This window comes from Paenibacillus sp. AK121, assembly GCF_019042715.1.
Taxonomy (GTDB): domain Bacteria; phylum Bacillota; class Bacilli; order Paenibacillales; family Paenibacillaceae; genus Paenibacillus; species Paenibacillus polymyxa_C.
On sequence record NZ_JAHPJM010000009.1, the window covers coordinates 98,569 to 123,943 of the forward strand.

At 45.0% G+C, this 25,375-nt stretch carries 19 protein-coding genes and 1 pseudogene; all 20 read right to left on the reverse strand.

What is annotated here, in order from left to right; all coding sequences use genetic code 11:
• Positions 1-38: 38 nt before the first annotated feature.
• Positions 39-932 (reverse strand): carbohydrate ABC transporter permease, encoded by an 894-nt coding sequence (locus tag KSP24_RS16870; protein ID WP_013371307.1) that lies wholly within the window; start codon positions 930-932, stop codon positions 39-41.
• 13 nt (positions 933-945) lie between these two features.
• Positions 946-1,860, reverse strand: coding sequence for an ABC transporter permease (locus KSP24_RS16875; RefSeq protein WP_025677288.1), 915 nt, complete (start codon positions 1,858-1,860; stop codon positions 946-948).
• Between the two features lie 63 nt (positions 1,861-1,923).
• Positions 1,924-3,660, reverse strand: a complete 1,737-nt coding sequence (locus KSP24_RS16880) for a type 2 periplasmic-binding domain-containing protein (protein ID WP_040103686.1) — start codon at positions 3,658-3,660, stop codon at positions 1,924-1,926.
• A gap of 269 nt (positions 3,661-3,929) precedes the next feature.
• Positions 3,930-5,351, reverse strand: a complete 1,422-nt coding sequence (locus KSP24_RS16885) for a response regulator transcription factor (protein WP_013371311.1) — start codon at positions 5,349-5,351, stop codon at positions 3,930-3,932.
• The gene (locus tag KSP24_RS16890) at positions 5,348-7,060 is read right to left on the reverse strand and encodes a sensor histidine kinase (protein WP_025677291.1); all 1,713 of its coding nucleotides are present in this window, start codon (positions 7,058-7,060) and stop codon (positions 5,348-5,350) included. The genes KSP24_RS16885 and KSP24_RS16890 overlap by 4 nt, the downstream gene beginning before the upstream one ends.
• Positions 7,061-7,454: 394 nt before the next feature.
• Positions 7,455-8,957, reverse strand: coding sequence for an alpha/beta hydrolase family protein (locus KSP24_RS16895; RefSeq protein WP_216975901.1), 1,503 nt, complete (start codon positions 8,955-8,957; stop codon positions 7,455-7,457).
• Between the two features lie 452 nt (positions 8,958-9,409).
• Positions 9,410-10,939 carry a right-handed parallel beta-helix repeat-containing protein gene (locus tag KSP24_RS16900; RefSeq protein WP_216975903.1) on the reverse strand — a complete coding sequence of 510 codons (1,530 nt, stop codon included), beginning with the start codon at positions 10,937-10,939 and terminating at the stop codon, positions 9,410-9,412.
• 372 nt (positions 10,940-11,311) lie between these two features.
• Positions 11,312-11,422, reverse strand: coding sequence for a DUF6254 family protein (locus tag KSP24_RS25345; protein ID WP_014599788.1), 111 nt, complete (start codon positions 11,420-11,422; stop codon positions 11,312-11,314).
• 102 nt (positions 11,423-11,524) lie between these two features.
• A complete protein-coding gene (locus tag KSP24_RS16905) occupies positions 11,525-12,184 on the reverse strand; it encodes a nitroreductase family protein (protein WP_137078573.1) in 660 nt (219 codons plus the stop codon).
• Between the two features lie 272 nt (positions 12,185-12,456).
• Positions 12,457-12,906 carry an RrF2 family transcriptional regulator gene (locus KSP24_RS16910; RefSeq protein ID WP_013371316.1) on the reverse strand — a complete coding sequence of 150 codons (450 nt, stop codon included), beginning with the start codon at positions 12,904-12,906 and terminating at the stop codon, positions 12,457-12,459.
• 429 nt (positions 12,907-13,335) lie between these two features.
• Positions 13,336-14,498, reverse strand: a protein-coding gene (locus KSP24_RS16915; protein WP_367949352.1) for an IS3 family transposase whose coding sequence is annotated in 2 segments (ribosomal slippage) — positions 13,336-14,234 and positions 14,234-14,498 — 1,164 coding nt in all. Because the reading frame shifts where the segments join, the coding sequence is not laid out codon by codon here.
• Between the two features lie 150 nt (positions 14,499-14,648).
• Positions 14,649-17,057 (reverse strand): cellulase family glycosylhydrolase, encoded by a 2,409-nt coding sequence (locus KSP24_RS16920; RefSeq protein ID WP_216975905.1) that lies wholly within the window; start codon positions 17,055-17,057, stop codon positions 14,649-14,651.
• A 482-nt stretch (positions 17,058-17,539) separates the two neighbouring features.
• Positions 17,540-17,821: pseudogene (locus KSP24_RS16925) on the reverse strand (family 43 glycosylhydrolase); the annotation flags it as partial.
• A gap of 275 nt (positions 17,822-18,096) precedes the next feature.
• Complete coding sequence (locus KSP24_RS16930; RefSeq protein WP_216975907.1) at positions 18,097-19,278, reverse strand: DUF4272 domain-containing protein; 1,182 nt, start codon at positions 19,276-19,278, stop codon at positions 18,097-18,099.
• Between the two features lie 58 nt (positions 19,279-19,336).
• The gene (locus KSP24_RS16935; protein WP_216975909.1) at positions 19,337-19,708 is read right to left on the reverse strand and encodes a hypothetical protein; all 372 of its coding nucleotides are present in this window, start codon (positions 19,706-19,708) and stop codon (positions 19,337-19,339) included.
• 437 nt (positions 19,709-20,145) lie between these two features.
• On the reverse strand, positions 20,146-21,252 hold the full coding sequence (locus KSP24_RS16940; RefSeq protein ID WP_216975910.1) for a Gfo/Idh/MocA family protein: 1,107 nt from the start codon (positions 21,250-21,252) through the stop codon (positions 20,146-20,148).
• Positions 21,253-21,327: 75 nt separating this feature from the next.
• Complete coding sequence (locus tag KSP24_RS16945) at positions 21,328-22,056, reverse strand: ThuA domain-containing protein (protein ID WP_216975912.1); 729 nt, start codon at positions 22,054-22,056, stop codon at positions 21,328-21,330.
• A gap of 36 nt (positions 22,057-22,092) precedes the next feature.
• Positions 22,093-23,265 (reverse strand): Gfo/Idh/MocA family protein, encoded by a 1,173-nt coding sequence (locus KSP24_RS16950; RefSeq protein ID WP_216975914.1) that lies wholly within the window; start codon positions 23,263-23,265, stop codon positions 22,093-22,095.
• 52 nt (positions 23,266-23,317) lie between these two features.
• A complete protein-coding gene (locus tag KSP24_RS16955; protein ID WP_080683406.1) occupies positions 23,318-24,373 on the reverse strand; it encodes a LacI family DNA-binding transcriptional regulator in 1,056 nt (351 codons plus the stop codon).
• Positions 24,374-24,476: 103 nt separating this feature from the next.
• Complete coding sequence (locus KSP24_RS16960) at positions 24,477-25,334, reverse strand: GRP family sugar transporter (RefSeq protein ID WP_216975916.1); 858 nt, start codon at positions 25,332-25,334, stop codon at positions 24,477-24,479.
• Positions 25,335-25,375 lie beyond the last annotated feature (41 nt).

The window sequence follows — 25,375 nt, forward strand, 5'->3', positions numbered from 1 at the left end:
ATGATCCTTGAATTTATCAGGGTCATCTCTTTTTGTGATTACTCTTTTACCGATCCTACAACAATTCCAGTCACAAAATATTTTTGAAGTAACGGATAAATCAGCAGTAGCGGGATGACAGCGACTACGATTTTTGCCGCATTTAGATTTTTATTTGAAATTTCAGTCAAGTTGCTAAGTTGTGCTGAGTTGGTGCCGGATTGAAGAAGTTCCGCAATATTCACGTTAAGGGACTGAATATACGTCATGAGCGGATAATTGCTGACTTGAGTCATATAGATCAAACCGCTGAAGAAATCATTCCACGTTCCCACGATACTGAATAGTGCTACCGTCGCCAGCGCAGGGATGGACACGGGAACATACACTTTGAACAGGACCTGCAACGGACTTGCCCCATCGATGAATGCTGCTTCCTCTAGGGCCTTAGGTACAGCAGAGAAGAAGTTCATGACAAGGATGACACTGAATATAGGGACAGCTCCTGGTAGAACAAGCGACCAAATTGTATTGAGCATATCGAGGTTTTTGATCAATAGATAACTCGGGATCATCCCACCGCTGAACAGCATGGCAAAAATCATGACGTTCATATAAATGTTTCTGCCCTTAAATTCTCTTTTTGACTTGGAGAGCGGGTATGCCATTAGAACAATTAGAATCATGTTGAGAAGAAGTGTAAGCACAACACGTAGAACAGATATGCCAAAGGAACGCCAGAACTGAGCATCATCGATAATTTTCGTATACGCTGCGGTTGTAAAATTGACCGGTACGAGACCTACAGCATTAGCTGACACGGCCTCACTGCTGCTAAATGAAATCGCAACGATATTCCATAATGGAAGTAGGCAGATCAATGCCAGCAATATGACGATGGCATAGATGACTAACCCGCCAATTCGATTTTTTTGGCTTACAGAATACGACACAGGCTTCGCCTCCTTAAAATATTTTTCGGTCGGTGTATTTTTTGGCTAATTGGTTGGCGGACAATAGCAAAACAATACCAATCACTGACTTGAACAGGCCAACAGCCGTACCGAAGCTATACTGTCGCCCAACGAGTCCAATCCGATATACATAAGTATCCAGAATATCTCCCGATTCATAGACAACTGGGTTATACAGATTATAAATTTGATCGAAGCCGGCACTCAAAATATTGGTCAGACTCATCACTCCCATGAGCAGGATAATAGGCAGCATGCCTGGCAACGTAATATGCCATACTTTTCTCCACCAGCTGGCTCCATCCATTCCTGCCGCTTCATACAGACCCGGATCAATCGAAGTAATTGCAGCCAAATAGACGATGGAACTGTAACCGAACTCCTTCCACACGTCTGTCCCAATAATCAGCGGCTGAAACCAGGTGTTGCTGCCGAGAAAATTAATATTCTCCAGACCGAAAAAGGTCAAAATTTGATTCACAATTCCATCTAAACTGAACATGTTAACAACCACGGACGCTAGAACTACCCAGGACAGAAAGTGTGGCAGATAAACAATTGTCTGCACGGATTTTTTAACGAATTTGATGCGGATCTCATTTAACAAAATGGAAAAAATGATAGCCATCATTGTTCCCAATAGAATCTTGGCAATGGCAATCACCAACGTATTACTAAAAACCTGTGCGATGTCCGGCAGCTTAAACATATAAATAAAGTGCTTCAGCCCTACAAATTTGGAGCCTAACATTCCCTTGGCTGGTATATAATCCTGAAACGCCGTAATGACACCGACCATCGGTACATAGCTGAATACCAGCAAAAATAAAATACCCGGAAGCATCATCAGATGATATATGGCACCCGTGCCGAACCGGATTTTTGCTTTATCGTTTCCCTGTTTCATGGATGGACCCCTTTCCTAAAAGCAGGGCTGCAATACGCAGCCCTGTTAGCAGTTTAAGATTGTTTATTTTTTGGATGCAACCTCGTCTTTAATTTCCTGAATTACCTGGTCACCGCCTTGCTTCTTCCAATTGCTAACGAATGTATCGAAGTAATTCAGAGGTTCTGCACCTGTCACGATTTTGATAAAAGATTCCTGCTCCATCTTGGTCAGATTAGCCCAGGTCTGTTTCATGCTTGGTGTAGTTCCGGAGAAAGCGGGTGTCATCCATACAAATTTGTTTTCCCGTGTCAGTTTGTCAATGAGTCCCACTCCGTTGATACGCGAGTGATATTTCGACCAGGCTGTTACGTTATCCGTATCCATATTACTTAAGTAAGTCTGGATACTTTTAATATTGTTCTTTGATTCTGTTGTCCGGACCTGATCCAAACTTATCTCTCCTTTAATCCCTCGAACGATATCAGAGTAGTCATCCAGTAACGAGGTCGCCGAGTTGACTTCAATATTAAACGGTCTGGTAGAACCGTCTACGCCGTTCTCTTGATACTTGGCAGCTTCTGGCATAGATGTTCCCACATTTTTATCATTTGCCAGTTTATCGTAGAAAAGGTTTACGATTTTAACGGCGAGTTCTGGGTGTTCGTATCCTTTTCTTACAACGATAAACTGATTAGCTGGATTGGCGTGTGCCACGTTTACCTTTCCATCTGCATCTTCCAAAGTGTAAGCCGTGAATTTCGCATTCTTATCCTTCTGCTTCACGTTGCCCAGACCCCAGTCGGGAATATGCCATGGTCCAAAAGCAATACCGCATTGGCCGTTGGTGTACAGTGCCGTAATATCATCAAATGTGCGTGTTCCAAATTGCGGATCGATGATGCCTCTCTTGAACCAATCTGCCATGACGCCTAGCATCTGCTTGGTTTCCTCTGTTGTCGAGCCATAAACAATGCTGCCGTCTTTACCCTTCATCCAGTACTGAGGGAATGAACCCTTCGTTGAGGCAACTCCCAGCATGGTATAGGCGGAACCATTGTAGTCAGTTGTATTCAGGGTGTTCACAAAGGGAATACCTACTGGTTTCCCGGTTTGACCAGGATCTCTTTTTAAGAATTCCTCGGCTGTTTTCTCCACATCTTCCAGCTTGATGGCACCATCTCCGTCTGCGTCAAGTTGGATTCCCAGTAGATCCAGCCAATCCTGACGAACCCAGACCATGGTTGGTGCGGAATCTAGGGAAGTAGCTGGAAGCGCCATTAAACGTCCATCTATCGTCGCATTGTCTAACGCCCGGCCCTCATACGAGTCGTAAATATTCTTGATATTATCTGTGGCATACTGCTTGTAAATTTCCGTCATATCTTCAATCAGATCATTATCAACCAGTTCTTTGAGTTCATCCTTGGAATCGACACGCATCATGTCAGGCAGTTCTCCAGAGGCGATGGCGAGCGAAACCTGACGGCTGTAATCTTCTCCGTTGGCTTCAAATTGGTCTTTAATCTGAGCGTTAAACGCTTTTTTGACCAGTCGAGTATACGCATTATTCTCATACGAATCTCCAGCCGGCAGCTTCGGGTTGGCCGTAGTCACACGCCCCATCGTGACGGTTATTTCGTCTTTATAGGCACTGAATGGGTCTCCGGGTGTTACCTCATATTTGCCCGCTTCCTTCGCAGTGGGAGGGTTGGATGAAGCCCCACAGGCTGCAAGGGTTGAAATCATTAGGGCAGATATCGACAGTACGGCCAGACGTCTCGTCAACAATTTGCTTTTTACGGACCATTTAGTTGTCATCTCATTCGATTCCCCTTCGTTGTGAATATTTCTCTATCATTGTTGTTTACGCTTTCATTATAAAACTCGATGAAGACAAAACGAGATAGGGATTAAACGTCTGTTTGGATAGAAAAATGTATGCGGTTTCACACCAGGCAGTGAAGTCATACTTGGCTTGTAAGCATTTATCCTACCTGCCGACATACATTTGTCTATCTTTACTTACTAACCAAAGTAAAGCACAAAAAACCGGCAGCTCCTATCAGGAATCTGTCGGCTTGACTGAATTATAAAAGAGTACGCTTTTTATCCCCTCTGCCCAGCTGTCGATATTCACTTGGAAGCAGGCCTGTCAACTCGCGGAAAATTCGGCTGAAATATTTTTCATCCGTATAACCCACTCGCTCAGCAATCCAGAAAATCTGATTATTTGTATTCAATAAATACTCTTTAGACTTCTCTATTCGTATAAAACGGGAGTACTCATTAAAGGTTTTCCCCATCAGATCCTTGAAGCATTGACTGAAATAGCTTCGGCTGATGTTCAGTTGCCGGGACAGACCTGAAGCAGTAAAAGCTTGATCCAAATCATTTTGCATGATCATAATCGCTTTTTTCACGGCGTCTACAATTTCCTGTGAATACGAGGTCTGTTCATCTGCCTTACGAATGTCCACAGAGGTCTGCTTGATCCAAGCTTCTACCTCGTACCACGATAGAAAAGAATGGATCATTGAGATTCTACCAAGCGTAGACTCGGCAAAAAGGTGATTCCATTCCATAACTATCGAGTATAGCAATCCCATCAACTGGCTTTTTTGCAGTCTTAGTGATTTGAACTGTTCAATCAGTTGGTTGTAGTAACTGTCGTTATGTGTCCATGGTGATAGAAACCAACTTTGCTTAATTCGATCCATGTCTTCATCCTGCGGTTCTATTGGAAATGATTCCTCCACATTCATCGAAACGGCAATGACAGGATCATAAGGGTCGTATGCATAGAATAAGGACGTTTCTGTATAATTCATAATCCAGTTTTGGATTTGCGACCACGTTCGCTCTTGTACATCGGACATAACTAGCAAGGCGCCTTGGGGAACTTGGTCCCGGTATTCCTTCAGTTTGTGGAACAGTTGATCCTCTAAGTCCATGGGTGCCGCCCACATCCAACTGTTCCGTTCAACCTCCCATCGGATCTCATCTACACTGGATGTCGGTTCAATCGGCCAGCTCTGTCCTAACTTGCGATCCAGTGAAACAAGTGCATACACATGGCGGTAATGGACATTAGTCTCACTAAGCAGCGGCAGCTTTCGTTTTTTATTCGCCAGCTCGTCAATCCGGATATGTATTCGATGCAGCACGTGTTCGAATTGCTCCTTCTCGAGCTGAACCTTGGCTATATAGTCGATGGCTCCCAGCCTGAGCGCTTCCTGGATATAATCGAAATCTTGATGCAGTGTTAATACGACAATATGAAGCTCTGGATAGAGTTGCCTTGCAGCTCGCATCAGTTCAATACCTGACATCACCGGCATCGCGAGATCCGTCAACATCAGATCGACCGGTTGGGATTTCAGAAAATCCAGTGCTTTCAACCCGTTACTTGCTTCTCCTACAACTTCCATATTGAACTCATTCCACGGCATCGCGGAGCTTATGCCTTTTCGTACCAATTTGTCGTCATCCACAATCAATACTTTAATCATCCCCGAACATCTTCTCCTTTGATAGGAAGTATGAGCAGAATACTTGTCCCTGTACCCAATTCACTTTCGATCACCAGTTGTGCTTGATCTCCGTACTGTGCCCTCAACATGCGGTGAACATAATTGAGTCCGATGCCCATCCCTACTTTTTTATGTTCTGCTATACGATTGTTCAAGAGTTTTTGAATCGCTTCCTCGGTCATGCCGGCTCCATTATCCTGTATCAGAATATTCAGCGTTTTGGTGAGTGTAACTTCAATTTGAATAAAACCTTCGTCACTCAGTCCATGATAGAGAGAATTTTCAACCAACGGTTGCAGAATAAAACGAGGCACAGGTATTTGAAGCACATGGTCATCTGCTGAAATACGCACGTCAAATTCAAAGTCATATCGAATTTGCTGCAGGACTAGATACTGTCTTAGCGCATCAATTTCCTCTTCCATCGTCGATACTTGCCCTAATTTACCCAAATTGTAATACAACAGCTTGTTCAAGGATTGCACCAACTTGTCAATCTCCCCTTGTCCATTCATGACGGCCAGCCAATGTACAGTATCTAGCGTATTCATCAGAAAGTGAGGATTGATCTGATATAACAATTTTTCCACTTCCAAATCTGCACGGATCTTCTCTTTCTGCTGCACTTCCTTGAACAGGTCACCGATTTGGTGCTGCATATTTGAGAATTCTCCCAATAGAAAATCGAACTCGGGAATATGAGTGCGAGTCTGGCTACCTGCCTTTTGTGGATTCTGAGACATTCCGTTAATTTCCGAATGGAACAGACCGAGTGGCTTGTAGACCATCTTCCACAGAAGCCAAGCAAGAAATACAGTAAAGCCGAGAAAAAATAAAGCGACCAGTAATATTTGAAGCAACCACTGGTTTTTCTCCTGTTGATACTTAGCCTGCGAAATTACCGAGATGACGCTCCAATTCTGAGCGGAGTCCTCCTTAAACCAATGGTAGTCACGGGATATTCCGTCTTTTGCAGCACTTTTTGATAAGCTGAAGAAATTCTCCCCCACTTTCATCGTTTCCGGAATTTCACTGTAAACAATTTGACCTTCACCATTTAGGATCAAATGCGATAAAGCTCCTTGGTATTGGTTGTAACCTAGTATATTCTGGGTAAGACGAAAGCCGGATTCGACGTAAATATATACATCGTCCCTTTGAGGCAGTTGTACCTTTCGCATGGCAGATAAAACGAGCTGGTCATTAAATCGGTTCATACTGATATGGGGACCATAGTACGAAATGCCATAAGATTTGAAAAGCACAGGCAAAGACTCAGGGGCAAAACGATCTTTGATGGGAAAGTTAGCGAACTGTGTAGCGCCTTCTTTCTGGAAATAATATAAGGTCAAGCCTATATTCGGATTAGTAAACGTTACAACATTTAACTCATTCTTTAATTCATCTCTAGCCTCAATCAATTCAATTATATTGGAGGAAGGTTGCAAGACTTCATCCAGTTTTTTGCCTAAAGTACCGCTATATGATAATTGCTGAGTAACATGATTCAGATTGGTAATTGAATTTTCCAGTGATGAAGTTACCTGCTGTAGATTGCTCCTAATTCCATCATTGATTTTATTTACAAAAATGGAATCAATGGTATAATAAGAAATTGCAAATATACTAATAAAGGGAATAAACGCGCTGAGAAAAAACAATAAAAAGATTCTTTTTTTAAGTGTCATTCCGCCCCATTCTCCTTAGGTAAATAAAAGAGCAAGCCCCTGATTATGGAGCTTACTGTTTATTGAACAACAGCTCTATCAATTATCGTATTCCTCATAGACAGCGACCTATTTGAGAATAGACAACATCTTCATCCGATTCAGACTGGAATAATCTGAATTTTTCCATCTCGGTGAGGTCCAATTCTGTTCATAATTATAAAATGATATTCCAATATGTCAAACGCTTTCATGGAATTCATAGAACTTATTCTCCCTTCCTCTTTGCATACATCGCATCGCATTGTATTCGTTCTTTTTAGACAAAGAAAAACTCCCCTTCAATTAGCGGTTTATTTATTAAACCTGTCTACTTGAAGGGGAGCATATCAAAATCGGTAGCCTGTTCCGTAATTTATAATAGCGAGGTTACGAACTTCACCTCCGGAAAGCGGCTATCCGGTCCTTTCATTAAGTTTCCGCCTTGATTTTTCAGATACCTATCGAAGAAATCTAGCATATAGACATTGATAACGGAGTTCGCTCTTTCGGGCGCAATCTTTCCTGTAATGCCCAGCATTTTGAAAATCGGAGAAATGAACTGTACGTCAGCGAAATTCAAATGCTCCGTATTTTCGATATAGAGGACTTGTCCCCCTTCGTCGACCGTTTCACGCATCCGTTCAAGCTCCAACTTTTTATCTTCCGTTACTTGATCCTCCCACTCTCTTGTTGATCCCATACGGTTAAGCTCTGCATCCGTGTAGACCCGATTATCCATTACCATTTTTAATTTTTCGAAATAGCTTTCCGAGTTGATGAACAAAAACGGCTTTCGCAGACCCTCTCTGTCACGCAGTCGATAAAGCCCTCCATCAAGGTCTATCCCGACTGCGATTCGCGGATCGTAAGAAGCGTCATAGGCCGTCGCTCCACCGATGGAATGACCGAACACCCCGACATGACCGAGATCAAACCTTCCTTTTAAATGACTTGGAATCTTCCCCGATTGGATGAGCTCGAATTGGTCCAGCGCAAACGCCACATCGCCGGTTAAAACTTGTCCCAACTTGTCGCGATTTTCTCTGCTCGTCTGGTAATCATGGTCGGGCGAGAATAAGTCGTTGGTTGTGCTGGTTGTGATTCGACCGTCCGGAAACTCGGTTGCAAATGTATTGTAGGTGTGGTCGATCACTGCCACCATATATCCGTGACTTGCGAGATATTCGGCTTGCGAGGTGTGGAGGAACCTGGAAGAGCCGTTGCCGGGATTCGCAAGGATCAGCGGGTATGAAGTCTGTGCCGAAGAAACTTCGGCCCCCGAATAAGTATGACTGGATACGTACCTCAGGTGTTGAAACGTAAACCCGGGAAGACCATAGTTCGCGGCCATATAACGTAAAATCTGGGTATCGGGAATAAAGGGAGCATACTTGCCAGTGCTAGCTTGAGCCGGATACCAGACCTGAACCATCAATTCTCTCTTACCATCTCTGGATTCGTCGAAAATCTCTTCCCTATTTGTATCCACGAAATGAAAAGTTTGCGTTCCTACCTTAAATTCGCCTGTCGGTTCAGGTAGTTTAAATACAGGAAAAGCATACATAAGACCCGCTGTTACGACCAGCATTATCGCTATAGCGGTATAAGCTGAACCCAACATGAATCGTGGGATTTTTTTTGGACCGTTTTTTTTAAAATAGCTATAACCTGAAATGGCTAAAAAAATGATCGTTATGCAATATGGGAAAAATAGCTGAATTCTGTATCCTTCCACCGTCCAATGAATGACCAGTAAAAGTGTGGCAATCCCGCTTGTAACGAATACTGGAATTCTACGCCGTCCTTTTTTTAATAGGAAGGTTAATGAAAACAAGCCGATGTTTGACAATAATAGCAACAGTTCAAACAGCCTCATCTCGATTCTCCTTTTAAAAAATTTCTATTTTCGTTTGTTCCAATCTTATCCTGCCAGGCTGGCATAAGCTATCGATTTGCCTTACATCTACCTTACAATTTTGTAATTCGATCTTGCGGTATTGGAGGACTCGTAAAACAGTAAGTTCAATCATTCAATCATATATGGAGAAATACGGGTATCGAGCTGAAGCGGGCTAATTGTTTATTTGCAGTCAATGCTATCAACCTTTCTCTATAGAAAAATAATGTTGCGCCTAGGATGCCTCTCCATAGCAACAAGCAATCGGTGATCATAATGTGACCTTTGAATTAAATGATAATAATTATCATTATCAATTATGATGTATCAAGAACTACAAAAATTGCAAATACACAAATTGAAAGACAAAAGCCCTCGCATCTAGAGAGCTTTTGGAATAAATCAGCTATTCATTTGAGTCTAGTTTTGCTTCACTCATCTGCACCGATATTCACGGCTTTCCCTTTCACACGGGGTTCCCCGTCGATATCCTCGGTTCCGATGATGGCGTTATCCGTTGATCCGGAATCGATCGCTGGTGACGAAGACTGCAAACGGAAGTCGCCATTCGTGGCATTCACGAATTTAGGATCGGCAAACAGAGAATGCGCATCGTTGCCCGTTCCCGATTTGTACGTGGGGAATCCTGTATATTCTTTATCTTTCCAGGTCCAGTTGGCCCCCGAACTGCCACCAGGTACAAAATATAAATTATAATCAACAACATTGCCCGAATTTTGAGTATATCCATTGTAGATCAACACATCAGTCGAACTGGCTACGAAAATATTGTTCTTGATCACGTTGTTTCGTGTATCATACTGAACCAAAAGCTGGCCGCTTCCGTCGTCCAATGTATCGTTCTTGTACAGCGTATTGTTCACGATCTTGCTGTTTACCGTTGAGCCACGCTCGTCATCATAGCCGCCCATAGCGATGCCAGTTAACCGGTTGTTATATATCACGTTACTGCGGACCGTAATATTGCTGGTGGTTTTGCCGGCATGCTCGGAGGCAATTTCGACGCCGATGTCATTGTTATAGCTGTAATTCTGCTCGATAATGTTGTCCTTGCCCCCATCCACATAAATGCCGCCGGCCGAGTTGTCATCACTCTTGTAGGATGGGTTATTTCGAACCGAATTATTGTACACTCGATTGCCTTTTACCACCCCGTTCCGCACCTGATCGTAAGCAGTATTCGGCGCGGTTCCTTCAAAGCCGATCAGATCGATTCCAATGTTGTCGTTATCGTGAATGAGGTTGCTGGTCACTGCAAAGCCGTTCACATTCCCGTTTAAAACAAGCGATTCGCTGGAGCCGAGCACGAGATTGTATAGTTCATTGCCGTTGATTGTAAGGTTGTGAATCGATGCAGGAGCTTTCGTGCCATAAACAGCGATGCCGTGAGCGTCCCGGCCTAGCCGGTCTTTTCCAGTTGGGGTGGCCGTGTTTTTGATGTCGTGGATTTTGTTATCAGACAGATTAATGAAACCCCCTGCACCGTGAACGTAAATGCCTGTAGGCACTGCGTTCTTGGAAGCAGTGGTAAAATTGCGGATTTCAAACCCTTGGATGGTGACGTAATCGACATCGGCCAATTCGATTAACCCTTCGTTCCCACTGACCGATAGGCCAGTACCGTCAACAATGGCGGTTTCCGTGCCATAGCTTGTGAACACGGTTGGGCCTTGCGAGGCGGAGCCAGAGCGGGTGATTTTCAGTTTTTCCTTATAAACACCACCTCGGACATAGACCTTGCTGCCCGGAGGGACTGTGTCGGCCGCATGCTGGAGCGTTTTCCACGGCGCATCGCTTGTTCCCGCGTTGGAATCGCTACCACTTGTCGCCACATAATATTCGGTACCAGCGGCAGAGGCGGCATGAGTCTGCACATTACCGATTGCAAGGCCCAACCCCAAGCTTAAACCTACAAGCAAAATTTTACCGAATTTCTTCAAGAATTTTCAACTCCCATCCTAATTCAGCTTTCGTCAAACTAACGTTATCATCACTTTACGGCTTCTTGCAAGCGAAGAACATCCTCTACCGTCCATCGGCAGGCTTTCCGTACAAGAGTCGATAGCGCCCACACGCATTGGTGAATTGCAGTAAATCTTCGCCTTGACAAAGAAAGCTAAATAAAAACAACCCTGAAAATATTATGTATATTTTCAGGGTTGAACGGCTAACTCAATGTCTTCAATAACACTGAACACTCTTAAATAAAACTGTTGGATGTTGCCTGTATGAAGGGCCATTATGATCTCACACCATGAGAAGACTGCCGATAAATTTCATCGACAGCTCTTCTCTTCCAAGTAGTATACTCCTCAATCTTGTTCGCTGGACAATTCCTTGAGCGATTTGATTTTACCATGGGGATGCTGTTCTTGCTTTCGTGACTTCCATGCAGCTTCTTTCCTTCTCTTCTGGTGAGCCATAACAGATATCCTCCTTTGGAAATTGTGAATATATACTACTTCCTTAAGTTGTCATTTCTCGCCTCTGTTCATTCATAAAATTAAATTCGTTGGGTTTTATTTTTAGTTAACGGGCATCTCGTTAAAGAATGTGATATCGTCTATCGGCAGCCGAGTTGTCTGATGACCCGGTTGTGCCGCTTTACCGAGTGCAATCAGCATGATTGGAATGTATCGGTCACTAATACCGAACGCTTGCTTAAGCTCGGCCGCATTATAGCCGCCCATCGCGACGGTATCGTAGCCGTGAGCACGTGCAACCAGCATAAGCTGCTGGGATACAATACCGCCATCGATATGAATGACTTTGTGAAGTGTTTCCTCTGGCAATGAAGCATACGTATGAATCGATCTTTCCACGAACGATTTAGCGGTATCTTCTGCTATATAGCCGTGTTTTACTGCTTCGCCGAAAACTTCATCGAGCTTCTTATATCCTTCCGTATCACCAAGCACAACGATCACCGCTGCAGCCTCAGTAACCTGGGATTGATTGTAGGCAATTGGCTGCAGTTTTGCTTTCAATTCCTCTGTCTCAATAACCAAGAAGCGCCAGGGCTGAACGTTACTCGAAGAAGGCGCAAGCGTCGCTTCTTTCAGAAGATCCTTAATCTCCTCGTGAGACAGACGAACCGATTTGTCGTAATGACGCACAGAGCGGCGCTCGCGGATGACATCGGCGAACAAGGCGGAGCTCTGGCCAGTATGAGTTGAAGTTGACATTATGAATCCTCCTTTAAATAAATACTGTTTTTTATTCAGCACAGTTAAATCCAGACTAAGCGATTAGTCAAAGTTTGAATCCTATTAAAACGAAGTGCCTTGAAAAAATTCCAACAATATTTCCGCTTATGCGCACAGGTATAACTGTGTTCATTATCACACAGTATAACCTTAAAAATTAACGTTGCACGCGGCTTGCGTTTAACTGTTGTTTATATTGCACAGTATAAAATCTAAGCAAGCCGCTGTCAACCGTCTTTTTCCAGGTTCATCTAAAGCTTGGCTTCCAGTTGATTGGCGAGATCGGCAATCGTGTACTTGCTTAATACTCCACGTATGCTATCGTCCATTTCTTGGGTAATATCCTCAAGCGTAGATTTCATACATTTACCGAGCGGATGCGTGCCAGCTGTCTCGGTAATACCAAAGGAAAGCCTGCTGTCTGAACGGAATACATCGTACACATCAACTAGTCGTATAGACTCTGCCGGTTTCCTAAGGTGGTACCCGCCGTCACGGCCTTCCCGGGTTCCGATAAGCCCTTCCTTGGCGAGAACGGAAAGTATGCGGCGCAGCAAAGAAGGCTCCGACTGAAGATATTTGGCGAGTTCAATACTTGGACAAGCTATGCTTTTGTCCTCCTGCGACAATATAACAAGCGCTTGAACAGCCAGTCCAAACCACTTTGGGTGCTGAGTCGGTGTACAATACTCCTGCTTCAACCTTTACTCTCTCCTTCCAGCTTACTATAAAAGTAGTATGAGTAAATTGTACCGAATTCCCTAATATGCTGCAATAGACGAGCTTACATCCAATTTATATATTTAAATATGGTATTGACTTCTGTGCAACAGCTTCTTTGAAAGATGGAAAGCTTAACACATGATCTGCGGCTTCACGCAATTGATTTGTAGTCAAGCTTTCCATTTGTAACTTAATGTCTGCTCCCATATTGGCGACTTGCCCTGCGATGATCGGCTTGATCCGTGTTCCCAAATGCCTCAAAACAAAGCTTATATAAGTCAATTGCTTAGTTAAAGACTGTCTTGTTTATTATTCTTTTATTGTTTGTAAGCTGGCAGCTCATGCAACAAAAAAAGCCGCCAGATTGGTCATACCCCTGTCAAGTAGACAGAACTAAAAAGACATCTTTAAGCAGCAACCGTTTCTCGGTATTCAATCGGGGAACGGTTGTTTAATTTTTTCTGAAATCTATTTTCATTATAAAAAGAAATGTACTCCCGTACGTGTTGTTCTACCTCCGCTAGGGTTCCGGGTTTCGTTAAATAAATCTTCTCTGTTTTAAGATGGGAGAAGAAGGATTCTATACAGGCATTGTCTAGGCAATTTCCACGCCTTGAATGGCTCCCAAGCATTCCAAGCCGCTTAAGTTTGCGGTTAAACGGCTTGGAGGTATACTGAAAACCCTGGTCTGAATGGAGAATGACACCCTCCATGTTCACATTCTCACTTAGAACGTCTAGCGTCTCGCTAACTAGAGCAAGGTCATTTCGTTCCGAAAGACGCCAAGCCACGATTTCATTGTTAAACAGATCTTGAATGACAGAGAGATATACAAACCGCTCTCCAGCTCGTATGTATGTAATATCGGTAACCAGCTTGGATAAAGGAGAATCTGCCTGAAATTGTCGATCTAATCGGTTGGCATTTACCACAGATGCCTGTTTGCCAAAAAAGCGCCGCTTCTTTCGAATGACGGAACGGATCCCTAATTTCTTCATTAGGCGGTACACCTTTTTGTGATTGACCAAGATACCTTCTCTACGTAAAGCAACAGTCATCCGCAGATAACCAAAATAGGGATGGATCCGGTGGATCGACAACATATGCGATTCCAGAAGCTCTTCTTCTTGCTTACGCTGCTGGGTTGTTTGCTGAGTCTTTCTCCATTTATAATATCCTGCCCGAGAAACATGGGCTAATTCAAGTAACCATTTCAACGAATATCGTGTTCGCATTCCCTCAATAATTTCAAACCTCGCTTCTTTCCTCGTCACTCCTTGTGTAGATTTGGGTACTGCTTTTTTAAATATTCAATCTCCACCCGTAGATACGCCATCTCTTCTTCCATACTGGAAAATTTCGTTTTGGGTCGTCCCTGCCTTGTGGTCGTTGGCTGGAAGTTCTCCCCCGCTCGATATTTCGTCACCCAGCTTTGTACTTGGGATTTATTACGAATGTCCAATTGTTTCGTCACTTCACGAATACTCATATGTTCTTCGTTCACCAACCGGACTGCCTCCATCTTTACATCTAAGGAGTATTGCCGGAATGATTGTCCCTTTTTAGCCACGAAAAATCCCCTCCGTTCAACAAGATTAAGTCCATCTTAACAGATGTCTTTTCTCTCTTGTCTACTAGAAGGGGATAATACCAAATTAGCGGCTTTGTGTACAGAAAAAGCTTGTTTTCGTACTAAACATTGTTGACTAACGTTAAATACTCATGGTTTACTGGATGACTGTTTGTTGGCTGAATCGCTATAAACCGAGCTTAACTTTGATGTCGCCCTAATACCATTGGGACCTTCAATGATAATACGACCTTGTTCCGTTAAGCTTGATCCTTGCCAGTCAGTAGTCATATCCAGATAATCAAGACCCGGACTGTTTCCTTTCCAAGACCATGCAAGATAACCAACTCCCTTTTGCTCAGCGTAACTCATAATGGTAGCCTCATCCACATCACCGCTCGTATGCTTAATGCCGAATTCTCCAATCAGCAGAGCTAGGTTTTTATTCAGTACATTATCCATATTGCTCTTTACTGTGGCGGCATTACCTCCGGCATATTCGTACATATGAATGGAGAACATCGTATTTTTAAGCGGATCTGCATTAAATACTTCTTTTCCGTAGTCAAAAATAGATTGCGGATACTGTCCCCATCCTGCACCATCAACAATGATTGTGTTTTTGATGCCAGCATTTCTGAGCTTAGGTATAACAGACTTATAACCTTGCGCCCAGACTCCGCCATCCCAAGTTCCATACCATTCGTTCGCGATATTGAGGATGACGGTGCTTTCTTTTCCAATGAGTGCACTTTTCATTTCAATCCAGTAATTGGATATATTATCCAATACAGCAGCGCTGTCAGACCCTGTGCCATCATGTACTTCTAGAACAACGACCAATTTGTTTTGCTCTGATAAAGTGATTAAATTTTGTATCGCAGACAGATCATCTTTTGTCCATTGCTGACCATCCGACAGTACGATTCTGATGGTGTTCGCTCCCGTTTTTGCAATGGCAGGGATCGCTACAGACTCTTGCCCCTTATACCAGGTATAAGCGTGATTGATTCCCCTCATAACAAACGGATTCCCCTTGGCATCGTAAAGCGTTGTTCCATTAATATAAAAACCTGTATTCTCCGTTGTAGAATTCGTCGTAACCTTTAGGACATTGCTTGCTGTTGAAATATTTCCTGCTGCATCCCTGGCTTTGACAGTGAAGCTGTATGTTGTATTGGCGCTAAGCCCTGTCACCGTATAACTTGTCGTGGGGGTTGAATCGACCAAAGTTGTTCCATTGTACACATCGTAGCTGGTAACATCGACATCGTCTGTTGATGCTGTCCATACAAGGCTTACCGAAGTGTTTGTTTTGGAGTAGCTTTTCAGGTTTGCTGGTGCTGTTGGTGCCGTTGTATCAGGGGTTGAGTCAACAAGCGTAAACTTCCATTTCTGCTGATCATTTCCGTTATCCGTCCATTGCTGCACATTTGCCCCGTCATTAGTATAACCTCCGATTACATCCAGCGCTTTACCGCTAGATTGTACAAGCAGCTTATAATATCCACCGCCAACGTCAATCATTTTCCATTTTTGATTAGTTAAATCGCTGTCTGTCCATTGCTGTACACTAGCCCCATCTTCTGAAGAGCCTCCGGCCACTGTTAATGCTTTACCGCTGGATTGCACAATCAATTTATAATATCCATCGCCAACGTCAATGACTTTCCATCTTTGCCGAGCGCTACCGTTGTTCGTCCACTGCTGCACCTTCGCTCCATCGGCAGTTGAGTCTCCTGCTTCCAGATTTTTTCCGCTATGCTGTGCCGTTAGTTTATAAGTTTCACCTGAGACAATATTTGTGTCAGCTGCGCTGGTGGTAACATCAATCACATTGCTTGCATCTGACACATTACCTGCGGTATCTCTAGCTTTCACATAAAAGCTGTACGCCATGCTGGCTGTTAGGCCGGTAACGATGAAGGATGTCGACGCACTGGATCCTACGAGGTCTGATCCTTTGTAGATGTCGTATCTGGAAACACCTACATTATCTGTAGATTCCGTCCACTGCAAGCTTACTGTTGTATCTGATACCGAGGAACTAGTCAGGTTGGAGGGAGCTGTTGGAGGTAAGTTATCCTCCGGTTTGTCAGCTGAATGCACTTCAAATTCCCAAAGGGAATATCCGTAGCTGGTAGCTCTTTCGATACCGTTCATTTTTACATATCTAGCGTCTGTTGCTTCGAAAGATATCTTATCGATTCCTCCATCTCCAGTCGTGGTGGAATAGACGGTAGTCCAATGACCATCATCCGTCGATGTCTGAACTTGGTAGGACTTCGCATAAGCGGCTTCCCAGTTGAGCGTAACGCCATTGATTTTGGTGGTGCTACCGAGATCTACACTTATCCACTGCGGATCTGAATATTGTGAGGACCATCTAGTTTGCGGGTCACCATCAATCGCAAAATCAGCCGCTTTACTTGAATCTTCGACGGAGCTTGCGGTTGCCGATTGGGTAAGCCTAGCATTTTCGAAAGCGCTCACATTTTTGAACGGCAACATACTCATCAGCAGTCCAAACAAAATCAAGCATGTTATGGTTTTTTTCATTCCCAAGCCTCCTATTTACCATCATAAATAGCTAATTGGTTACCCCTGCATTCTCATAGATTTCAATTCCATTCTCCATCCCTGAGGCACGGTAAAGTCTTCTCCTTTCCGATCATAATTGGGACCAAAACAAACAAACGTAGAACAATCCTAAAGTAACCGCTTTCTTTTACAACTGCAATTATTTCGCTTTAATAGATTTTCTGTATCATTCCCAGTGATGAGATTTTATCAAAGCGACCTAAAGCATATATATTTTTGTTTTCCAGTACTATTCCTTGATGTTTAAAAAGTTTTAAAATCTGTTTTCCTAACTCCATAGCATGGGTCCTAAAAGTGCAAAACAAGACAACTTTCTCCCAGCAGTTGTCTTGTCTAGTATTTTTATATTTGTATAATTGTCGATTCAACTCGTTATTCTCAAGATTGTAATCTTGTTTAACAGAAATATAAATCGCTACCCTTGAGCTTGAATATAGCCTCTATGAAAAATTAATCGCCGTAAATGATGGATTGATGATGAAGTGGTCTCTAGGTTCTTCGGCTGGAAAAAGATGGATCGGCAAGTTCGGAGCTTCTGTCTCCAGAGTCGGTAACTTGCCGCCATGACTCAGGCGCAGCCAGCCGTCTTCAGTCCATATACACTTCTGAATCGCTGTTTCCCTGCCGAGTGGATTCATTAAAGAAGTACCAGGAAAAAGCCGAGTACATATATGGGCCATATACCATTCCCCATGCTGCGTTTCGACCAGCGTCCCATGACCCGCCTGCCAGTAGAAAGATTAGATCTTCTAAACATCGCTTTGCCGGATGGAGGCCTCAACTTTGTAAAAATGCTATCTGCGTCTACTACGTGAGGGATGAATATAAAAACACTCCTTTCCGCTTCTTCAAGCTGGCCATGATTGAGCCGCAAAGTACGATGTTGAGATCAGTGAATTACGAATTTACGGTCAACGTCATGAATTTTAAGTAAAGTGCCCCACACCAAACAATCCTCTACCTATTTGGTAGAGGATTGATGTTTCTAGACTTCCTATTATGTATCTGTGCGCACATCATCCCAATCCTGTCCCATGTAACTGGTGAGCCATTTAAGCACACGATGACGTTCATACACTACACCATCATCCAGATTTCCAGGGGCTGGCTGTTTATGAATGCGGCTATCCACACACATCCAATCGTAACGACAAATTAAATCCGCTTCATCTAAAATTTCCTTGCTGCTGCGCAGTCTTGAGCTTGACAGAAAAGTCTCAAATGAGTCGAATTGCTGCAGCTTTGAAACAGACAACGGCACGTCGCAAATCCCAGTTGGGTCACCTAGCTTCTCAAGATGGCCCAAAGCCCATAACAGAGTCCAAAAGCCTTCATAACGCCAGGAGAACTGGATGCCCTCCGACTCATCGACATCATCATTGGATAAGAACCTCTTCTCTTCCGGTGAAAAGAAACGGTCCGCGCCATACTGATCAGTCACTTGATTTATCATCCGTTTCGTATCATCCTTGCTTTCGCCCGCACCGATACACTCGCCTTTCAGTGCTACAATACACAAAGCAACGGCACGGCCAGCCACTTCCTTGAGAGAACGGATGCTGTCTGCTGCTTCATCTCCTAGCCTGCCTGGGATCGGCGGCATTTGCGTAAAGCCTTGATCGACCAATTTCTTTTCCGACCGCAGCTTCCGCTCCATCCCGGATTCGGTAATTGGGTCCTCTCCGTGCAAATAACTGACATGAGCAGTAACTGTATAATCTTCCACTTCCGAACGCCCATTGACATCTAATAACAGACTTCCATCAGGTGCAAGCAAATTACCGCCACCCCAGAACATCAGCCCGTCCAACGAATTTATGATATCAAGTAATTCGGCAAAAAAGGCTTCAGATATATCCTCCTCGGTCTCCACACCAATCACCATATTTAGCGTACTCATCTTGATCAGCAACTTTTGCTGCAACTGTTCGTTTTCAGCAGGAATCTGACTGAAAAAATTTATCATTCCGTTAAGCATGGAGGCAAACTCCTCCGGATTCGTTTTGCTGGTCATTATGTTAAAGCCTTTGACTTTCTTATTAAACCAGCCCTTGCTTTTGACCTCAACTCTAGTTTTGCTTTCATTCACGTGTATCTTGTTATTGGGATAAATCGACTCTAATAGTCTCTCAACCTGATCCAGATCAAAGGTGGAGCTGTATAGTGCACAATTTCTCATGATGACCTCCTTATGGCAACACTACGAATAGTCCATGTTTGTTACTTGCTCGATTCAATTAACTCTGCAAAAGCCGATGCAGTAATGCCTCTCCCTCATTCTCAAACCTTCGCTGTTCCTTCAGGAATCCAGGAACATCTTGTAGCCGGGAAGGTCTGTACCCAGGACCGTCACATCCGCAGGAATGGTAAGAGTATCCGTTTTGGTACAAAAGCACTACCTTTTTCCACTGCTTGATATCCGTTTGCTTCGGGGCCTGAAAATCATGCCCCATGTCATGCATGGGCGTCTGGCATTGCGGACATACATGGACAATCCCCTCATATTCTTCCTTTGGAATCTCAAAGCGGGATGTTTGCTTATATACCTTCCTACAAGCAAAGCAGGCAAAGATATCTTTGTATGGACCGTACATTGCATATCTACACATATTTTCACCCTCCTCAAAAATTTCAATTGGTCTGATTTTTTTCGCTCAAAATTTAGCAATCTATAAATCTATTTTTGAAAAATTAAAAATACATTCACATCACCGTAGTATTAAGAGTACATAGATGTCAAGCTGATGTTTCTTTTATATTAGAACGACACTATAGAACTAATCAAGCTAAAAGGTCCATTCTAGCGCATTCCTCGCAGTAGTGATGTTATTTTTATAGCATTAAGATCTTGTTCAAGGCGCAAAATTATGTAGCATGATGTTTCAAAAGTTAACTAAGAAGACTCCAAAGCCGCAGTCAAAGCACAGCTGGAGCCTTCTTTTAATATCAAAGCAGAATGCGCAAATCCCCAGACCGACTTTTGGGACAGCCCCTCCAGTCTTATAATTCTTGTATGCTGCAGGTCAGCTTCAGGCTGGTACTTGTTTTATACATCTAACGCATATAAGGGCAGGTTTTCCGGTAAAGCCGCCGGGCGCTGACATGTGCTCTGCATCGTATAAAAGGTCTGCTGATCGGAAGAATCATGGAACGCCCACATCGCTTCCAGCACATGGTAGGCCAGTTCCCCGCTGGCGCGGTGAGGTCGTCCGTTGCGGATAGCATAGGCCATATCGGCAACTCCGATACCCCGTGTATTTTCCTGGTAACCTGGCAGCAGCGGTACCTCTGTCCAATTGTGCTCGCCTAGCAGCCTGAAGCGAACTGGCCCTCCGAATGTGTTCGGGTCAGGTACCTGCAACGTGCCATGCGTACCATACACCTCGATCGGTGGCAGAGTGCTACCTCCAAAAATGTCAAAGCTGGTAATCATCGTACCGACAGCTCCCTGCTTGAAGCGCAACAATCCAGCCACATGGGTTGGAATATCGACTGGGATAGTCTGGCCTCTCTTTTTCTCGCTCGTAATCGTTCGCTGATCTATCGCCTTGCTTGTCATGCCCGAAATGGTGGCAATCGGTCCCAGCAATTGCACCAGAGCTGTCAAATAATAAGGGCCCATATCAAACATCGGGCCACCGCCGACTGTATAATAAAATTCAGGATCGGGATGCCAATGTTCATGTCCACGGCTCATCATGAAAGCCGTAGCAGCTACCGGATTCCCAATGACTCCGTCTTCAATCAACTTCAATGATGTCTGTATACCGGAGCCGAAGAAGGTCTCCGGTGCGCAGCCAACAAGTAGTCCCTTTTGATGAGCAAGATCCAAGACAGCCTGGCCCTGCTCACGAGTGACGGCAAGTGGCTTCTCCACATAGACATGCTTGCCAGCCTCAAGAGCTCTGAGACACACCTCGGCGTGAACGGCCGGAATGGTCAAATTAATGATGAGTTCGATCTGCGGATCAGCCAAAATCTCATCTACCGAATATACGTTCGGAACGTTGAACGCTATCGCCTGCTCCTCTGCCCGACTTTGGTCCAGATCCGCTACTGCGAACAGCTCCAGAATGTCGAAACGATGGCAATTTTCCATATAAATTCCGCTAATTTTACCGCAACCGATAATGCCCACTTTCATTTTTTTCATGCCTGGACTCCCTTCTCCTTCAGAAAAAATGGATAATGGCATTCTTTTATAACATCGGATACTATCCTGTTCACGCTACTGCTGCTGGTTGTCTGCCATACCCGTGTATGCCTCTGCCAGCGAGCTACCTCGGCTGGTCGCCGCCTGTTTGCCTGCCGCAGTCCACAGGAATCCGTTGCGCATCATCTCGGTCACTTGAGGTATTTCTATGATATCTGCGTGATGACCTAGCGAATTGTAGAACACACGGCCGTTTCCCCACCGCTTTGTCCATACAACGGGCATATCCACTGGTCCATTGGCCGAATGAGGTCCCTGAACGACCGGGAAGCGTGTGGTTGCCAGCACCTCAACCGCAGGGTCTACATGGAGGTAGTACTGCTCGCTTTTGACCTGAAAATCCTCAATATGGTCCAGCAACGGGCTCGATCCACGCTTTATGTTTACCATATACTCCACCCCATCATTGCCGGGATGTGCAACCCATTGCCCACCTGTCATGAATTGCCAGTCCACGTTGTTTCGAAAGGCATCACACATGCCACCGTGACAGCCTGCCAAACCAACGCCGCTTTGAACCGCTGCTGAGACATGATTGATCAGTTCCTGCTCAATCTGTCCCATGGTCCACATGGGAACGATCAGGTCCAGGCCAAGCAGTTTCTCCGCATCCTGATACGCTTCAAGGGTACTGGACACCTCCACCTCAAACCCTTCTTCCTTCATAATGCGTTCAAAAATGGCCGCCACCTGCTCCGGTTCATGTCCGTTCCATCCACCCCATACAATCAGTGCCTTGCGCATCTGTAATCCACTCACCTTTCGGAATGTGTTGTTAACCTACATTTCTTCAATGGATACCCAACGGCGTTCCTCTATAGATCGTTCTACTGCTTCAAGCACAGCCTGACAAGCGACCCCGTCGTGGAAGTTCGGCGAAGGTTGCCGCCCTTCGGAGATGGCACTCAACATCTCAAGCATCTCGTGGGTGAAGGTATGCTCGAATCCAATTGTATGTCCTGCAGGCCACCAGGCTTCGGAATACTTGTGTGCCGGATCGGTGGCGAGCACGCGGCGGAAGCCCTGAACGCCTTCCTCATCCTGTGTGAAATACACTTCCAGCTCATTCATCCGCTCAAAATCAAACCGCACACTGCCCAGACTACCGTTGATTTCGAATGAATTTGTGCTCCGATGTCCGGCTGCAAAGCGTGTGGCCTCAAAGCTGCCCAGTGCACCTCCAGCAAAGCGTGCTAGGAACAACGTGGCATCATCAACCGTCACTTCTCCCATCGGTGCATTGGCCTCGGTACTCCTTTTGGAGCTCAATCCGCTCATCTCCGTAGCCAGCGGACGCTGTTTGATGAACGTCTCGCTCATGCCGATGACTTCGTGGAACTCGCCGACCAGAAACCGAGCGAGATCAATCAAATGGGCGCCAAGATCGCCATGAGAGCCAGAACCGGCCACTTCTTTTTGCAACCGCCATACCAGCGGGAAGGACGGGTCCATAATCCAGTCTTGAAGGAAAAAGGCACGGAAATGATAAATCTTGCCCAGGCGACCGCTTTCGACGAGCTGCTTCGCCAGCTGGACAGCCGGAGAAAAGCGGTAGTTGAAGCCAATCATATGGTTGACCCCTGCTTTCTCTGCTGCTTGCAGCATGTCACGGGAATCCGCCAATGAAAGCGCAAGCGGCTTCTCACAAAACAGATGCTTGCCATGGAGGGCAGCCTCAATGACAATTTTCTTATGGGCATTACTCGGGGCGTTAATGTCAACAAGATCAATATCGTTACGTTTCACTAGATCACGCCAATTCGTAACACTTTCGCTCCAGCCGAACTGGCGGGCAGCTGCCTGAACCCCCTGCTCGTTACGTCCACAGATAACGGACATCTCTGGTTGCAGCGGGGCATCTGGGAAGAACATGGGTAGACTACGGTAAGCGTTGCTGTGAGCCTTGCCCATAAATTTGTAGCCAACCATTCCAATACGAAGACGATTAGACATGTCGTGATCCTCCTTATGGGTATGAGTTTCAACGAATTATTGATGAATAGTGTTATTGACGAATGGATGACGCCCTAATAATCAGCTCTGTGGACAGGAGTTCTCTGATTAAGTCGCACCCAGTCAGTTCCAGAGCCGGAGTGAGATCCTGAGAATCGGGTATAAGCTTCGAGGCTGCAAGTTCCCCCATCTCATAAAATGGAACACGGACACTGCTTAGTGGCGGAACAGCCATCTCAGCTGCATCCGAGTCATCATAGCCTACAAACGCTGGAAACCGCTCAACTGCCAGCCCGCGCTCACGGAGACCCTGCATTACACCGAGGGCCATCCGGTCGTTCGCCGCAAATACGGCATCAATATCATCTAATTTGTCTGCGATTGTAGCCGACGCTTCGAGCCCGCTTCGACGACTGTAATTGCCTTCCAGAATCAGCTCATGGTCATATTCAATACCAGCCTCCTGAAGCGCGATGAGATAACCCTTCAATCGCTCAGTACTGTTGGAATAGATATCCGGACCGTTGAGAAAGGCTATCCGCTTGCATCCCTGCTCAATGAGATGACTTACAGCCGCCCGGCTTCCTTCTACATGGTCTGCATCCACTTCACAGAACGACTGCCCTTCAAAATGGTGATTCATGACACAGAACGGTCGCCCCTCTTGCTGAAGTCTCTTCAGAGCCTCCACCTCATCGTGGTCATCCCTTGCTCCAAGGATGATACAACTGTCGACCTTTTGCTGACGGAAAAGACTGCTGTAGTCCATCCGTTCGCCCGGTTTTCGGAATAATAGTAGTAGATCGAGCCCGCTGTCTCTGGCCTTGTTACCGATACCGCTCAGCATCTCGGAGAAAAAATAAGCAGAGAACAGGTGCGCCTTCGGGACATAAGGCATAACCACACCAAGATGGCCGCTTTTGCTTCGGGCAAAGTTGCGGGCCAATGCACTGGGAACATATCCAAGTTGATTGGCAACGTCCAGGACCCGTTTCCGCGTATCTTCCTTGATAGGACCGGTCGCGTTCAATACCCGAGACACCGTCGCTTCAGACACGCCAGCGAGTTCTGCTACTTCCTTGCGCGAAACGATATTGCCCACCTCCAATCATTTTATGTACGCGCGTACATTTTCTCATGCTGCTATACCTCTGTCAATCCCGAAAAGCGTGCCCTATTGATATATAGGCTTTTTTCTCCACAAATTCTCTCTAGGGCTTAAGCAGGCTAATCATTCCTACTCCTATCATCAGCACCGTAATTCCCACAAGTATAGCTAACCATTCATAAAGACTTTTCTTTTCCTTAAATATTAAAATGCTGCCGACACAAGCAATTGCAATGCTCGCTTGAGAGATCGGAAAACTAGCCGCCATGCCGATCAGACCGTTGGAAATAAATAGTGCTAGATTAGCAATGCTCCAAACCAATCCTGTAAACAAATTGCGAAGCACTGGAGAGAAGCGTAGCCGATGTTTGCCTTTCAAATTTATGACCAGGGCCGAGCATAACATCCCGAGCGATTGCGGCAGAATGACGGACAGCCCAAATATATTAAAGTACTGATTGATAACTACATAACTGCTTAACGCTAACCCGGAGCAAACCAGCATCATGATAATTCGTAACGGCATAGGCTTAGACAGCCCAGCAGACTTGCCCTGATAGCTGGTCAATAGAACTCCCGCTAAAATACACAGAAGAGAACCAACACCCATCCCATATTGGTAACCTGTTATCCATTCACCCAAGATAAGTGCGGCAAATAACGTCGTCCCTATCAACTGTAGACCGCAAATTACAGGAATGGCGATGGATACGCTTACTTTTTTGAAAGATCGAAACTGGAGCAATTGTCCAGCAGCCCAGAAAATACCGGATATAAAACTTACCACGAAAGGAATCGGTGCTAATGAGGCTGGATGAATGATATACAAGCACAGGGCAAACAGCACAGCACCAATAACGGTACCTGTCAGCTGTTCTCGGGGACTGGCTTTAGTCATATACGCCAATATCGGCATGACTCCCCAGCCGACAGCTGGAATAAAGGAAGTTATGAAATCCACGTGCGGTTCTCCTCCCGTAAAAAGTATTCTTCCTACAATCG